The organism is Sphingomonas sp. QA11 (assembly GCF_028473665.1).
GTDB classification, from domain to species: Bacteria; Pseudomonadota; Alphaproteobacteria; order Sphingomonadales; family Sphingomonadaceae; genus Sphingomonas; species Sphingomonas phytovorans.
Map to the genome: position 1 here is coordinate 3,033,232 of NZ_CP098774.1, position 13,660 is coordinate 3,046,891.

At 63.5% G+C, this 13,660-nt stretch carries 12 protein-coding genes; 10 read left to right on the plus strand and 2 right to left on the minus strand.

Going from position 1 to position 13,660, the window contains the following annotated elements:
* Positions 1–3 precede the first annotated feature (3 nt).
* Genes NDN01_RS13990 through NDN01_RS14000 form a run of 3 tightly spaced genes read left to right on the plus strand, consistent with a single transcriptional unit; the run spans position 4 to position 2,612 of the window.
* Complete coding sequence (locus NDN01_RS13990) at positions 4–948, plus strand: lysophospholipid acyltransferase family protein (protein ID WP_443025120.1); 945 nt, start codon at positions 4–6, stop codon at positions 946–948.
* Entirely contained in the window at positions 945–2,267 is a 1,323-nt protein-coding gene (miaB, locus tag NDN01_RS13995) for a tRNA (N6-isopentenyl adenosine(37)-C2)-methylthiotransferase MiaB (protein WP_272622145.1), read from the plus strand. Before NDN01_RS13990 ends, miaB begins: the two co-directional genes overlap by 4 nt.
* Positions 2,268–2,294: 27 nt before the next feature.
* Positions 2,295–2,612: a hypothetical protein gene (locus NDN01_RS14000; protein ID WP_272622147.1), complete on the plus strand. Its 318-nt coding sequence runs from the start codon at positions 2,295–2,297 to the stop codon at positions 2,610–2,612.
* Between the two features lie 3 nt (positions 2,613–2,615).
* On the opposite strand, the gene NDN01_RS14005 is transcribed toward NDN01_RS14000, so the two are convergent.
* A complete protein-coding gene (locus NDN01_RS14005; RefSeq protein ID WP_272622149.1) occupies positions 2,616–3,077 on the minus strand; it encodes a helix-turn-helix domain-containing protein in 462 nt (153 codons plus the stop codon).
* An 80-nt stretch (positions 3,078–3,157) separates the two neighbouring features.
* Here NDN01_RS14005 and NDN01_RS14010 point away from each other — a divergent pair, with 80 nt between their 5' ends.
* The 4 genes from NDN01_RS14010 (at position 3,158) to NDN01_RS14025 (ending at position 6,616) form a co-directional block, all read left to right on the plus strand.
* Positions 3,158–3,988, plus strand: coding sequence for an oxidoreductase (locus NDN01_RS14010; protein WP_272622151.1), 831 nt, complete (start codon positions 3,158–3,160; stop codon positions 3,986–3,988).
* A gap of 186 nt (positions 3,989–4,174) precedes the next feature.
* Positions 4,175–5,173, plus strand: a complete 999-nt coding sequence (locus tag NDN01_RS14015; RefSeq protein WP_272622154.1) for a PhoH family protein — start codon at positions 4,175–4,177, stop codon at positions 5,171–5,173.
* Positions 5,166–5,678, plus strand: coding sequence for an rRNA maturation RNase YbeY (gene ybeY, locus NDN01_RS14020; protein WP_272622156.1), 513 nt, complete (start codon positions 5,166–5,168; stop codon positions 5,676–5,678). Before NDN01_RS14015 ends, ybeY begins: the two co-directional genes overlap by 8 nt.
* Positions 5,679–5,686: 8 nt before the next feature.
* Positions 5,687–6,616 carry a hemolysin family protein gene (locus tag NDN01_RS14025; RefSeq protein WP_272622158.1) on the plus strand — a complete coding sequence of 310 codons (930 nt, stop codon included), beginning with the start codon at positions 5,687–5,689 and terminating at the stop codon, positions 6,614–6,616.
* A 22-nt stretch (positions 6,617–6,638) separates the two neighbouring features.
* Here NDN01_RS14025 and NDN01_RS14030 read toward each other — a convergent pair whose 3' ends face one another.
* Entirely contained in the window at positions 6,639–8,258 is a 1,620-nt protein-coding gene (locus NDN01_RS14030; RefSeq protein WP_272628211.1) for an NAD(P)/FAD-dependent oxidoreductase, read from the minus strand.
* Positions 8,259–8,387: 129 nt separating this feature from the next.
* Between NDN01_RS14030 and NDN01_RS14035 the strand changes: the two genes are divergently transcribed.
* The 3 genes from NDN01_RS14035 (at position 8,388) to NDN01_RS14045 (ending at position 13,559) form a co-directional block, all read left to right on the plus strand.
* Positions 8,388–9,434, plus strand: coding sequence for a protein CsuE (locus NDN01_RS14035; protein ID WP_272622160.1), 1,047 nt, complete (start codon positions 8,388–8,390; stop codon positions 9,432–9,434).
* A gap of 778 nt (positions 9,435–10,212) precedes the next feature.
* Complete coding sequence (locus NDN01_RS14040; RefSeq protein WP_272622162.1) at positions 10,213–11,442, plus strand: HlyD family secretion protein; 1,230 nt, start codon at positions 10,213–10,215, stop codon at positions 11,440–11,442.
* Entirely contained in the window at positions 11,439–13,559 is a 2,121-nt protein-coding gene (locus NDN01_RS14045; protein ID WP_272622164.1) for a peptidase domain-containing ABC transporter, read from the plus strand. The genes NDN01_RS14040 and NDN01_RS14045 overlap by 4 nt, the downstream gene beginning before the upstream one ends.
* The last annotated feature ends 101 nt before the right edge of the window (positions 13,560–13,660 follow it).

Here is a 13,660-nt window from a genome sequence, read left to right on the forward strand (position 1 = left end):
CTGTTGACCGAAGCCCAACCGGGGGGCGCCATCCCGTCGACCGACGCTGATCGAAGACGGGCAGAGGCGGCGGCCGGGCATCCCGCACCAATCGACTTACTGGGCTGGGGCCGGATCGCGTTGCGCGCGTCGGGGCTGGCGCTGGGCCTGCTGATCACCGTTCCGCTCCATTATCTTTGGCGGCTGCTCCGTATCGGATCGCCCTGGCCCAAGGTCTTTCTCGGCTGGGCGGCGCGATTCGCCGGGGCGCGGGTCGAGCGAGTCGGCGTGCCGCTGAAGCGTGACGTCTTCTACATCTCAAACCATCTGAGCTGGATCGACATCCTGGCGATCGCCGGACAGAGCGGTACCGCCTTCGTCGCCAAGGAGGAAATCCGCGCGGCGCCGGTGGTGGGGTGGCTCTCCGTGCTCAACCGCACGGTCTTCGTGAAGCGCGAGAACCGCATGGGCGTCGCCGAGCAAATCAACCAGCTGCGCGAGGCGCTGGCGGAGAACTGGTCGGTCACCGTGTTCCCGGAGGGAACGACGACCGACGGCAAGTCGCTGCTGCCCTTCAAGACCTCGATGCTCCGCGTGCTCGAGCCGCCTCCGCCGGGCGTGCTGGTCCAGCCGGTGCTGCTCGATTACGGCGCGATGGGCGAGGAAGTCGGCTGGATCGGCGTCGAGACCGGCGTGGACAATGCCAAGCGGCTCCTGTCGCGGCGCGGCTCTTTCAGGATGCGGGTCCATTTCCTCGACCCCTTCGATCCGCACGATTTTCCGGGGCGCAAGGCAATCGCCGCGGAAAGCCGGCGACGGATCGAGGAAGCGCTGGTGAAAACGCTGGGCCACCCGATCAGGCCATTCGCCTATGATGTCGGACCAGTGCGCTACGAGGCACCCGTTCCTCCCCGGGATGGAGAGGATTTGCCGCCTCATTCCCCTGGACCTATAGCGCCGCCATCATGAAACCCTCCCCAAAGACCTTTCACGTCAAGTCGTTCGGTTGCCAGATGAACATGTATGACGGCGACCGCATGAGCGAGCTCATGGCCGCCGAGGGCCTGAGCGCGACTGACGACGCCAGTGCCGCCGACCTGATCGTGCTCAACACCTGCCACATCCGCGAAAGGGCGACGGAGAAGGTCTATTCGGACATCGGACGCCTGCGCAAGCACGGCCGCGCGCCGATGATCGCGGTCGCGGGCTGCGTCGCGCAGGCCGAGGGCGCCGAGATCGTGCGCCGGGCGAAGGTGGATATCGTGGTCGGCCCGCAAGCCTATCACAACCTGCCGGAACTGGTCGCGAAGGCCGCCCGGGGCGAGGCAGCACTCGATACCGACATGCCGGTCGAGACCAAGTTCGGCGCCCTGCCCGCCCGCCGCCGCGTACCACCCTCGGCATTCCTGACCGTGCAGGAAGGCTGCGACAAATTCTGTACCTATTGCGTCGTACCCTATACTCGCGGCGCCGAGGTCAGCCGGCCCTGGGCCGCGATCGTCGACGAAGCAAAGGCGCTGGTCGACGCGGGGGCGCGGGAGATCACCCTGCTCGGGCAGAACGTCAATGCCTGGACCGGCGACGATGCCGCGGGTCGCGCCGGCGGGCTCGATGCACTGGTCCGCGAGCTTGACCGGATCGAGGGACTGGCGCGCATCCGCTATACCACCAGCCACCCCAACGACATGACCCAGGGACTGATCGACGCGCACCGCGACGTCGCGAAGCTGATGCCGTTCCTCCATCTGCCGGTACAGGCCGGCAGCGACCGGATCCTCAAGGCGATGAACCGCAGCCACAGCCGCGATTCCTATCTGCGTATCCTCGACCGTGTCCGCGCGGCGCGGCCTGATATCGCCCTGTCGGGCGATTTCATCGTCGGCTTTCCGGGCGAGACCGAGGCCGAGTTCGCCGAGACGCTGAGCCTTGTCGATGCGGTCGGCTATGCCCAGGCCTTCAGCTTCAAATACAGTCCACGCCCCGGCACGCCCGCGGCCGACATGGACGACCAGATTGCGCCCGAGGTGATGGACGAGCGGCTGCAGCGGCTGCAGGCAGCGCTCAACCGCGACCAGGAAGCCTTCAACAAGGCAAGCGTCGGACGCCGTTGCGAGATATTGCTTGAGCGCAAGGGCAAGCTGCCCGGCCAGCTGATCGGCAAGAGCCCGTGGCTGCAATCGGTGCATCTCGTCGCGGACGCGGCGATCGGTGATCTGGTCGAGGTGGAGATCGAGGCAGCCTGGCCGAATTCGGTGTCGGGCGTGGAGCGAGTGCGCGAAGCCGCGTGAACCGCCTCATCCACATGGAGACAGACAATGCTGGCAAGTCTGGGCCTCGGGGGTGATGGTGATGAGATATGGGCGATCAACGATGTGGAGGATTCCTTCGGCATAGTGCTTGACGTGACGGATGCACCAACCTGGCGAACCGTCGGAAACGTGTGGACTTCGCTGCTCAAGGAGCTTCCCGCCGACGCGGTTGACGATCGCGAAACCTGGCGGCGCTTCTGCGCCGCGATCGCGCGCGAAACCAATGTCGACCCGACCACCATTGCTCCCGAAACCAGACTACTAGGCAGATACGGACTCATCGACATCATCCGCCAATGGTTTGGGCGAAGCACGGCGCGGTAGACATTAGCGAGCACGCGCCGCACGTCGGGGCTCCCCGCCGACTGCCCCATCTTCCGGCGCCTGTGCCGAACAGGCCTCGAATGCGCCAAACACGGGTTCAGGCCCCCTCTGCCCTCCCTCGAGCCAGGCGACCTTGGCGCGGGTATAGTCGACCATCGCGCCGAGTTGTCCGGCCTTTTCCTCCAGTCGAACGAGTTGCAGGCGCATCAGCTCCAGGCTGCGCGCCGGCGTCATGCCGCCTCCCTTATATTCGGCCGCCAAGGTGGCAATCTCGCGCAGCGAGAAGCCGAGCGACTGCCCCATCCTGATGAGCCGCGCACTCTCCAGATGCTCCTCGGTGAAGATCTGATACGGATTGGCGCCGCCCTTCATCCCCGTGTCAGGTTCGAGGAGGCCCTTGCGGATGTAGAAGCGGACCGTGTCGGTGCTCAGCCCGGCGCGTTTCGCGAATTCCGAGATCAGCATTGTCGAATATCCCTTGACCATGGACCATAGTCCACCCTTATAGGAATTGCTCCCTCGACTGTGGAGCATGAAAAATCGTGATGAAGATCGCACTGGTCACCGGCGCCTCGGCCGGTATCGGCGAGGCAACTGCCCGCCGCCTTCTCGCCGACGGTTACCGCGTGTTCGCCGCCGCGCGGCGGCTCGACCGCATGGCCTCTCTGGCAGACGCGGGCGCCGAACTGATCGACCTGGACCTCACCGTAGATGCCTCGATCGTCGCCGCGATGGAGACGATCCGCGCGAAAGCCGGGCGGATCGACATACTCGTCAACAATGCCGGTTATGGCAGCTACGGCGCGCTGGAGGATGTGCCGATGGAGGAGGCACGACGCCAGGTGGAGGTTAACCTGTTCGGTCTTGCGCGACTGTGCCAGCTCGCCACGCCGATGATGCGGGCGCAGAAGGATGGCACGATCGTCAATGTCACCTCGATCGGCGGCAAGTTCGGCGAACCGTTCGGCGCCTGGTATCACGCGACCAAGTTCGCGGTGGAAGGGCTGAGCGACTGCTTGCGCATGGAGCTGCGGCCGTTCGGCATCCGCGTCGTGGTGATCGAGCCCGGCGCGATTCGCACCGAATGGGGCGGCATCGCGCACCAGAGCCTGCTCGAACGATCGGGCGACAGCGCCTACGCGCCCTATGCGCAGCGCCATGCCGCAATGCTGGGCAGTGCCGACTCGTTCACCTTCGCCTCCCCGCCGGAAGTGGTGGCGAACATCATCGCGAAGGCGGCCGCCGCGCGCCGCCCACGAATCCGCTATGCGATCGGCGGCGGGGCCAAGACGTTCCTGCTGCTCGTCACGCTGTTGCCCGACCGGATGCTCGACGCGCTGATGTGGCGGATGAGCCAGTCGGGCAGGGTCGGATGAGCGTTGCCGGGAGGAAACAGGGCGACGAAGAATCGGCGGAAGCATCCATATTCCCCTGTCCTCCCCGCTCGCGCTCTGCCAAACTCGCGGATGGATGATGCTGACTCGCCCCCTCCCCGGAACCCCGCGCCGCGCGGTCAGTTCGGGTGAGTCACCCGCCCTTCCTCTCCCGCCCGAAGGAACCGCATGAGCCGCAAGCCTGTCCAAGCCCAGTCCGGTGACCGCAGCCGTACAGAGGTCGTGTTCGACAAGCCCCAGCTCATGCCGCAGCTCTTCGGCGAGTTCGACCAGAACCTGCTGCTGCTCGAGAACCGCATGGGGGTGTACATTACAGCGCGCGGCAACCGGGTCGGGCTCGAAGGCACGGCTGAAGCGGTCGCGGCGGCGCGCGACGTGCTGCAGAGCCTGTACAACAGAATCGTGCGCGGCGAGCGGGCCGATGCCGGGCTGGTCGATGCGGTGATCGCGATGTCGGCCGAGCCGACGCTTGCCGGCATCATCCGCGCCGATGCGGACGGCGCGCCGCAGGTGATGATCCGCACGCGCAAGAAGACGATCGTGCCGCGCACCCTGGCGCAGCAGCATTACATGCGCGAGCTGCTCAACCACGACATCATCTTCGCGCTCGGGCCGGCGGGCACGGGCAAGACCTATATCGCGGTGGCGCAGGCTGTGGCGCAGCTGATCACCGGCAGCGTTCAGCGGCTGATCCTGTCGCGACCCGCGGTGGAGGCGGGCGAGAAGCTCGGCTTCCTGCCCGGCGACATGAAGGAGAAGGTCGATCCCTATCTGCGCCCGCTCTACGACGCGCTGAACGACTGCCTCCCGGCGGAACAGGTCGAGCGGCGCATCCTGTCGGGCGAGATCGAGATCGCGCCGATCGCCTTCATGCGCGGCCGCACGCTGGCCGACGCCTTCATCATCCTGGACGAGGCGCAGAACACCACGCCGGCGCAGATGAAGATGTTCCTTACCCGTTTCGGCGAGAACAGCCGCATGGTGGTGTGCGGCGACCCCAAGCAGACCGACCTTCCCGGCGGCATGGCGGCATCCGGCCTGAACGACGCGGTCGGCCGGCTTGAGGGTGTCGAGGGACTGTCGATCTGCCGTTTCGGCGCGGGCGACGTGGTACGGCACCCGATCGTCGGACGGATCGTCGAGGCTTATGAGGGTGTCGATGCTTGAAACAGCCCTCTCGATCGAATCGCCCTGGCCGGAGACCATCGACTGGGAGGCGCTAGCGCTGCGCGCCGCCACCGCAGCGATGGAGCGCACGCCGCACGGGGACATGCTCACCGCCACGGCGCTGATCGAAGTCTCCGTCCGGCTGACCACCGATGAGGAAGTGCAGACGCTCAACGCGCAGTACCGCCACAAGGACAAGCCGACCAACGTGCTGAGCTTCCCGATGGTGCAGCCAGACCTGCTCGACACGATCGACCAGAATTCGGATGATGGCGAGGTGCTGCTCGGCGATATCGTGCTGGCGCATGGCGTCTGCCTTCGCGAGGCGGCCGAGCGGAATATTGCGATCGAGGATCACGCGACGCATCTGATCGTGCATGGCACGCTGCATTTACTCGGCTATGATCATATGGAAGATCATGAGGCCGAGGCGATGGAGAGTATCGAAACCGATGCGCTGGCGTCGCTGGGCCTGCATGACCCTTATCTGATACGCGAGGACTGACACACCACATGCCCGAAGGCGACAGTAGCACCGGTACCGCACCCAGAACGGACACGGCCGGCACCCAGGAAGGCAGCTTATGGCGCTCCTTCCGAGCCCTGATCTTCGGCGACCCTGGCGACGAATCGCTCCGCGCCCAGCTTGAAGAAGCGATCGACGCGCATGAGGACGATCCCGAGCCCGACGCGGCCGGCGACCTTTCCCCGCTCGAACGCCAGATGGTGCGCAACCTGCTGCATTTCGGCGAGCGCGACGCGGGCGATGTCGGCGTGCCGCGTGCCGACATCATCGCGGTCGAGGAGAAGACCAGCTTCGCCGCCCTGGTGAGGCTGTTCGCGGAGGCCGGGCATAGCCGCCTGCCGGTGTATCGCGGCAAGCTCGACACGATCATCGGCATGATCCACCTGAAGGACGTGTTCAATATCCTGGCGACCGGCGCCGAGCATCCCGCGACGCTCGAGGGACTGATCCGCGAACCGCTGTACGTGCCGATGTCGCGCGGCGCGCTCGACCTGCTGGCGGACATGCGGCAGAAGCGGGTGCATCTCGCCATCGTGCTCGACGAGTATTTCGGGACCGAAGGGCTCGTCACGATCGAGGACCTGATCGAGGAGATCGTCGGCGACATTGAGGACGAGCATGACGACGCGCCAGAGGCGCTGATCGTCCCGCTCGACGGCGGCGCCTGGGAGGCGGACGCGCGCGCCGAGCTTGAGGATGTCGGCGAGGTGGTCGATCCGCGGCTGGCCGAGGTAGACGGCGATATCGACACGATCGGTGGGCTGGCCGTGGTGCTGGCCGGCCATGTGCCCCATGCGGGCGAGTGCATCCACCATGACAGCGGCTGGACGATCGAGGTGATCGAGGCCGAACCGACCCGGGTCGAGCGGGTGCGCCTGCACCCGCCGGCGAGAAGGGCGGAGCCCGAGGGGAGCTGAGCGCTGGCCAGGCCCGACATCCCTATCCCATGATGCGCGAGGCGACTGCCTCGCCCACCTTGATTCCGTCCACCGCCGCCGAGAGGATGCCGCCCGCATAGCCGGCGCCCTCGCCGGCCGGAAACAGGCCCGCGGTATTGAGGCTCTGGAAGTCGGCGCCGCGCGTGATCCTGACCGGCGACGAGGTGCGCGTCTCGACCCCGGTCATCACCGCATCCGGATGATCGTAGCCGGGGATCTCCCGGCCAAAGGCGACCAGCGCCTCGCGCATCGCGGTAACGGCGAACTCGGGCAGGCATTCAGCCAGGTCAGTCGGGGACACGCCCGGCAGATAGGAAGGCACGACGGTCCCGAGGCTGGTCGAGGCGCGGCCGGCGAGGAAATCCCCCAGGGTCTGGGCCGGTGCCTTGTAGCTCGAGCCGCCCGCGACATAGGCGCGCGATTCCCAATGCCGTTGAAGCGCGATGCCGGCCAGGGGATGGTCCGGATAGTCGCGCGCCGGATCGATGCCGACGACGATGCCTGAATTGGCATTGCGCTCGTTGCGTGAATATTGGCTCATGCCGTTGGTGGCGACTCGCCCCTCCTCAGAGGTCGCGGCGACGACGGTGCCGCCGGGGCACATGCAGAAGCTGTAGACGGTGCGACCGTTCCCGCAATGGTGCGACAGGCTGTAGTCGGCCGCGCCGAGGATCGGGTGGCCGGCCGAATGGCCGAAACGGGCATCGTCGATCCAGGATTGGGGGTGTTCGATGCGCACGCCGATCGAGAAGGGCTTTGCCTCGACGAACACGCCCTCGTCATGGAGCATGTGGAAGGTATCACGCGCGCTGTGGCCGACCGCGAGCACCACATGTTCAGCCTCGAGATACTCCCCGGTGTGCAGGCGCAGCCCGCGCACGCGGCGCTCCCCTTGCGCGTCGGTCGCGATATCGATCCCGTCGACCCGGTGCCCGAACCGGTATTCGCCGCCTAGCCCCTCGATCGTCTCGCGCATGCTCTGGACCATCGCCACCAGGCGGAAGGTGCCGATATGCGGGTGGGCCTCGGTCAGGATCTCCGCCGGCGCGCCGGCCTTGACGAATTCGATGAGCACCTTGCGATCGAGATGCCGCGGATCCTTGATCCGGCTGTAGAGCTTGCCGTCGGAAAAAGTGCCGGCGCCCCCTTCCCCGAACTGGACGTTGGATTCGGGATCGAGCACGCTGCGACGCCACAGGCCCCAGGTGTCCTTGGTGCGCTGCTTCACCTCCTTGCCGCGATCGAGGATGATCGGGCGAAAGCCCATCTGGGCAAGGATCAGCCCGGCGAACAGGCCGCACGGCCCGGCGCCGATCACGACGGGACGAGGACCGCTCCAGCCGGACGGCGCCCGGACGGGAAAACGATAGCCGGTGTCGGGCGTCCGCTGGACATGGCGGTCCTTGCGGAAACGGGCGAGGACCGTGGCCTCGTCGCGAAGGGTCACGTCCACCGAATAGACGAGCTGGATGTCGGTCTTGTCGCGGGCATCGTGCGCGCGCCGGGCGACGGCGTAGCGGACCATATCCCGCGGCGTGATGCGCAGGCGCTTGCGGATCGCGGCCGCCAGGGCTTCCTCGGGATGGTCGAGCGGCAGTTTCAGTTCAGTGATGCGGAGCATCGCCGCGCCATAGCGGGGCGCGGCGATTTCGGCCACTCGCGCGGCGGTCGCCCCTTCGCCACCCTGCCCCGGCCGGTCCCGCGACGCGTTAGCACGGTATAAACGATCAATATCTATAGCTGCGCGGCGATGCGTATCATTTCGGCCAGCCTGAAATATGTTGCGTCGGCCATCGCCGTCTGGCTGGCTCTGCTCGCCGCCCCCGCCCTTGCGTGCACCCTCAGCCCCAACATCACCACCACGCTCGGCACCTATTCGCCCGCCGCGGTGAATGCCGGTGTCGTTCCGGCATTGCAGACCCGCGCCGGGATCGTCTGCCCCACCAGCGTGCTGGTGCTGCTCGGCAGCAACTATATCCGCGCCAAGTTCACCAGCCAGAACAATTTCAAGCTGAAGCTTTCCGGCGGCACGGCAACGGCGAACTATATCGCCTCGGCCGATCCGGCGGGCACCTACCGCTTCGCACAGGGCGCGACGCTGGATTACATGCAGAACAACCTGCTCAACCTTCTCGGCCTGCTGGGCGGGAGCTCGGCCGACCTGCCCTTCTATGTCACGCCCTCGTCCACCGCGATGCTGGCGCCGGGTACCTATACCGACACGATCACGATCCACTGGGACTGGAACCTGTGCCCCGGCATCGGCGCGCTCGGCCTGTGCATCGGCGTTCCGGATACCGGCAGCGGGGATACGGTCATCACGGTAACGCTGGTCGTATCCCCGCTGAACGTCGTCACGACGATCAGCAGCCTGACGACCTGGGACGGCACCAACGGCACCAGCAGGCCCAAGACGATCCCGGGCAGCCGGCGCCGTCTGACCGCCGCCGTCTCCAACCCCGACATCGTCCCGCTCGACAGCGGCACCCTGGCGATCATCGTGCCGACACCCGCCGGCTCGCTGGTGGCGCTTGACGGCGACGGCACATCCTCGGGCACGGTGTTCAGCCTGACCGAGGGCTCCCCCGCCTCCACCGTCACCCTGCGCTATGGCGGGCCGTCCGACGGCACCGACGATGTGGATTTCTCCTCGGACGGCGCGATTTCCTGGACGTACACGCCCATCGCCGGGAACGCCGCCTCGGAAGGCGCCGTCACCCATGTTAGAATCCGCCCGGAAGGGGCGATGGCGAAGCAATCGTCCTTCTCCGTATCGCTGCCCTATCTGCTGAAATAGCGGGGCCGCGGCGCCTTTCGGAGAGGCGAACGACAGCGATTCCGTATGCTGCACCGATGGGGAATAGAGTAGCGCGCTGTCAGGGCGCTGGCACAATAACCACCGCGATCTCGTGTTGGAGAATGCGCGCAACCGTCCCAGACTGGTGAGTATTCGCTGATTTTCGCGAGGCGATGGCGAGACGAACTGAAAAGCCGGCTTCTTGGCGTTTGCGCGGGTTTTATTGACGGGTGCAGCTTCCGGGATGCTCAGCGACTGCAGTCGCGCGCGCAAAAGGTGCATGACTGATTGCAGTGTTATTACTGCTCTACTTACCGAATTTCGCGAGGGGTATCGGATTTTCATCGCACTTTTCTTCAGGCTGGAATCAAGTGCTTCGCCGCTCGTTTCAGGCCGAGCGGGTCGAAGCGTTTCGCAGGATTTCAACATGGAGAGGCGCCGGGTTGAATCGGTGCGTCAGCGCAACTCGCCAGCCCAGAGTTATGGATATGGCTGCCAAGTCAGCGGCGAGGCTAACGAGATAAGCAAGAAAGGTTCCTCATATCGGCTGAGCACTCATAACTACCTCTAGGAGGGCGTGCGTCCGGAATACACAGAATCTGCCCTGGGAAGCACGGCATCCTTACACAATACATTCCCAGCCAAGAGTCGCCTTTGCGCCACCTTGGACGAGATCATCTAAACGCATCCAAATCCGATCAAATTTCGCCTGTTGTGGATCGATTTACGAGCTAACGACGTGCATGGGCCAAGTCCGCATACGTGTTCTGGAGGATAGATGACGCTCTTCAGAGAAGAAGTTCTAAAGAGGCAAGCCAAGCAGCTACATGGAGACATAAGCCTCACCTTTCCCATTGGATGGCACGTAATTGGTTTCGTACTTCTGGGCTCCGTTGGCACGGCCGCGCTTTTTCTATCAACTGCTTCTTATGCTCGAACTGAGACCGCGGTGGGCACGATCATGCCGGATCGGGGGGTCATTTCCATTGTCCCAGCCCGACCTGGCGTGATTACCGACCTCCGCGTCAAGGAAGGCGACAAAGTGACGGTGGGCAAGCCGCTGGCGATCGTAAGAGCTGAAGAAACGAGTTTTTCCGGCGCTGGAGCACAGAACGGGGTGTTAGACGCGCTCGCTGGCCAAGATCGGGGATTTCAGCAGCAACTATCCTCAAACGCCGAGGCGGCTGCGGAGGACGAGGCCCAGTACGCAGCACAAATCGCAGGTTTTCAGAGTGAGCTTGTCGAACTGGAGAACCAACTCGCAGTTCAACGTCAATTGGTCGCCACCGCTAGAACAGACTTCGAACAGTCGAGAGAGATTGCAAAGAGAGGCTTCATCAGTAGGCACGATATTCAGACGAGGGAGGAGGCCTTTCTCTCCAGACGTCAGCAACTCTCTGCGCTTGAGCAATCGCGGGCATCAAAGCAGGGCACCCTGCGGCAGGCCGAGCGCACAAGGCGCGTGGCGTCAGCGCGCGCAGCGGCGGCTCTGGCAAGCCTAATTTCTTCACGCGCACAGGTGCGTCAGCAAACGGCCGGCGCAGAAGCGGGACGAGGCTACATCCTGACGTCCCCACTGGCTGGGCGGGTCACCTCCTTGACCGCACATGCGGGCGACACGATCGCCAATCAAACGCCGGTGATGGCGATAGTGCCGGACGGAGCGCGCCTTCGCGCCGAACTGTTTCTTCCGACCAAGGCAGTTGGATTTCTGTCTCCAGGTCAGTCGGTCAGATTGGCAGTTGATGCCTTCCCCTTCGAACAATTCGGTACGTTCCCCGCAACAATTGTCTCGATCTCATCCGCGCCGCTATCGCGCGAGAACAAGGCGGGCGTAATGGAACCGATGTATATGGTGATCGCCAGCATACGAGAGCCAAGCGTTGAGGCATTTGGGCGCCGCCAGTCGCTTCGCGCCGGGATGACCCTCTCAGCGCGTATCGTCACTGAGCAACGCTCGTTGGTCGGCTGGCTTTTCGCTCCGCTGTTTGCCGTGGCGCGGCGATGACGGCGAAGCTCGATCTGGGTGTATTTTCCCGATCCCGCATCCGCCCCATTTCACAAACTGAAGTCGCAGAATGCGGACTTGCGTGTCTGGCAATGGTCGCCGGCTACCACGGCCTCGAAGTTGATCTGGGGACATTCCGTCGTCGTTTCGCGATTTCATCACGAGGAGCCAGGCTGTCATCTCTCATAAAGATAGCTGACAGTATCGGCATGAGCACGCGCGCCATCAAGGTACCGCTTGATCGCATCCATGAACTCGAGTTCCCGGCCGTGCTGCACTGGAATCTGAACCACTATGTGGTTCTGGAGGCAGTACGCGGGAGCAAAGCTTTGATCCATGATCCCGCCGGAGCCAGTAGATGGATGCCTATCGCCGAGGTGTCGAGTAGCTTCACCGGTGTCGCTTTGGAACTTCTGCCGTCGCTGAGCTTTGAAACCGGCGATGCCAGACAACGATTGCATTTGTCGCAACTCTGGCAAAGAATGAAAGGCCTCAAGCGGGCGCTGGGTCAAACCCTGATACTCTCGATTGTACTTCAAGCATTTCTTCTCGCATCGCCCTACTATATGCAACTGGCGATAGACAGCGCTCTCCCCGCGCTCGATCTCAATCTCCTAACCGTCCTCGCGATAGGGTTCGGTCTATTTGCAATCATCAATGCAATTACCGCTCTACTTCGATCGTTCGTTCTTCTTTCTGCCGGGGCGGCGTTCGGATTTGGTGTAGCGTCGAACATCGCGCGTCGCCTGTTCAGGCTGCCGATTGATTGGTTTGAGCGCAGGCAAGTGGGCGATATCTTATCGCGCTTTCAGTCAATCACGCCCATTCGGTCCTTGCTGGCAGACGGGGCTGTTGCAGCCGTTGTTGATGGCGCCCTGGCCTTTCTGACGCTCGGCTTCATGGTGTTCTACTCGCCTACGCTGGCAATGGTGTCCGTAAGCGCCTTCGTAATCTATGGCATCGTTCGGTGGGTTTCCTTCCCGCTGCAACGGGAGGCACAGACTTCGTCCATCATCACATCCAGTCGGGAGCAGACCGTACTCATCGAGTCCCTTCGGGGGATGACAACTCTCCGGATGTTCAATCGCGAAACGCTATGGCATGCCCTCTGGCAATCGAAGATGACGGATGCCGTCAATGCCAACGTTCACCAACAGCGAATAGTGATATGGCAAGCCGTCACCAACACACTAGTTTTCGGCCTGGAGAACGTCGTTGTAATTTGGCTCGCTATCGGCTTCGTCATTGGAGGTGGATTCAGTATCGGCATGGTTGTCGCCTATTTGGCGTACAAGGCGCAGTTCCTTGCGGCGGCGTCCTCTCTCATAGACAAGGCAATTTCGTTCAGGATGCTTGGCCTGCATCTCGAACGCCTCTCTGACATCGCGCTAGCAGACGAGGATGCCGGCTTTGATCAAAGTCGGGATTTGGAAACACCCTTACGGGGTCGCCTCGAACTTAAGGGCATTTCATACCGGTATGGGCCGGACGATCCGCTAATTTTACGCGATTTAGATCTCGTCATTCAACCTGGAGAATCGGTCGCTATCACGGGACCTTCCGGGGGCGGCAAGTCAACGCTCGCCAAAATTTTGCTGGGCCTGCTTGAGCCCCAAAGCGGAGAGATGCTGGTTGACGGTTTGCCGCTGACGCGATTTGGCTATCGTAGCTATCGCGATCAGGTGGCGGGCGTCCTCCAGGATGATGTCCTGTTCGGCGGTTCGATCGCGGAGAACATCTCCATGTTCGATGACGCAGTGGACATGGACCGGGTCATCGCCGCTGCACGCGCGGCCTCGATAGATGCAGACATTGCGGCGATGACGATGGCATACGAAACCTTGGTTGGCGACATGGGGACCGCTCTTTCGGGAGGGCAACGGCAAAGGGTGTTTCTGGCCCGAGCCCTGTACCGTCAGCCGAAGATGTTAATCGTGGATGAGGGCACCTCGCATCTCGATGAAATCCGTGAGCGCCGCGTGAACGCGGCCATCGCGGAAATGGGGATTACTCGCGTCATCATTGCGCACCGTAAAGAGACGATCGCCAGCGCGGACCGCGTCCTGATGTTATCTTCTGGGCGCCTCGAAACCATGCTAGAGACCTGCACCCCGTAGCATCGATGCATCTGGCGGACTGCAATGCACAATCAAGTACCGATCCGTGATACCGCCGGTGCAGCAGACAGGACGATCGGTTCCACTTTTCCTGAGACAGG

Coding starts and splice junctions, on each gene's coding strand:
- miaB (WP_272622145.1), top strand. CDS start 945: ATGAAACCCTCCCCAAAGACCTTTCACGTCAAGTCGTTCGGTTGCCAG.
- NDN01_RS14000 (WP_272622147.1), top strand. CDS start 2,295: ATGCTGGCAAGTCTGGGCCTCGGGGGTGATGGTGATGAGATATGGGCG.
- NDN01_RS14005 (WP_272622149.1), bottom strand. CDS start 3,077: ATGCTGATCTCGGAATTCGCGAAACGCGCCGGGCTGAGCACCGACACG.
- NDN01_RS14010 (WP_272622151.1), top strand. CDS start 3,158: ATGAAGATCGCACTGGTCACCGGCGCCTCGGCCGGTATCGGCGAGGCA.
- NDN01_RS14015 (WP_272622154.1), top strand. CDS start 4,175: ATGAGCCGCAAGCCTGTCCAAGCCCAGTCCGGTGACCGCAGCCGTACA.
- ybeY (WP_272622156.1), top strand. CDS start 5,166: ATGCTTGAAACAGCCCTCTCGATCGAATCGCCCTGGCCGGAGACCATC.
- NDN01_RS14025 (WP_272622158.1), top strand. CDS start 5,687: ATGCCCGAAGGCGACAGTAGCACCGGTACCGCACCCAGAACGGACACG.
- NDN01_RS14030 (WP_272628211.1), bottom strand. CDS start 8,258: ATGCTCCGCATCACTGAACTGAAACTGCCGCTCGACCATCCCGAGGAA.
- NDN01_RS14035 (WP_272622160.1), top strand. CDS start 8,388: ATGCGTATCATTTCGGCCAGCCTGAAATATGTTGCGTCGGCCATCGCC.
- NDN01_RS14040 (WP_272622162.1), top strand. CDS start 10,213: ATGACGCTCTTCAGAGAAGAAGTTCTAAAGAGGCAAGCCAAGCAGCTA.
- NDN01_RS14045 (WP_272622164.1), top strand. CDS start 11,439: ATGACGGCGAAGCTCGATCTGGGTGTATTTTCCCGATCCCGCATCCGC.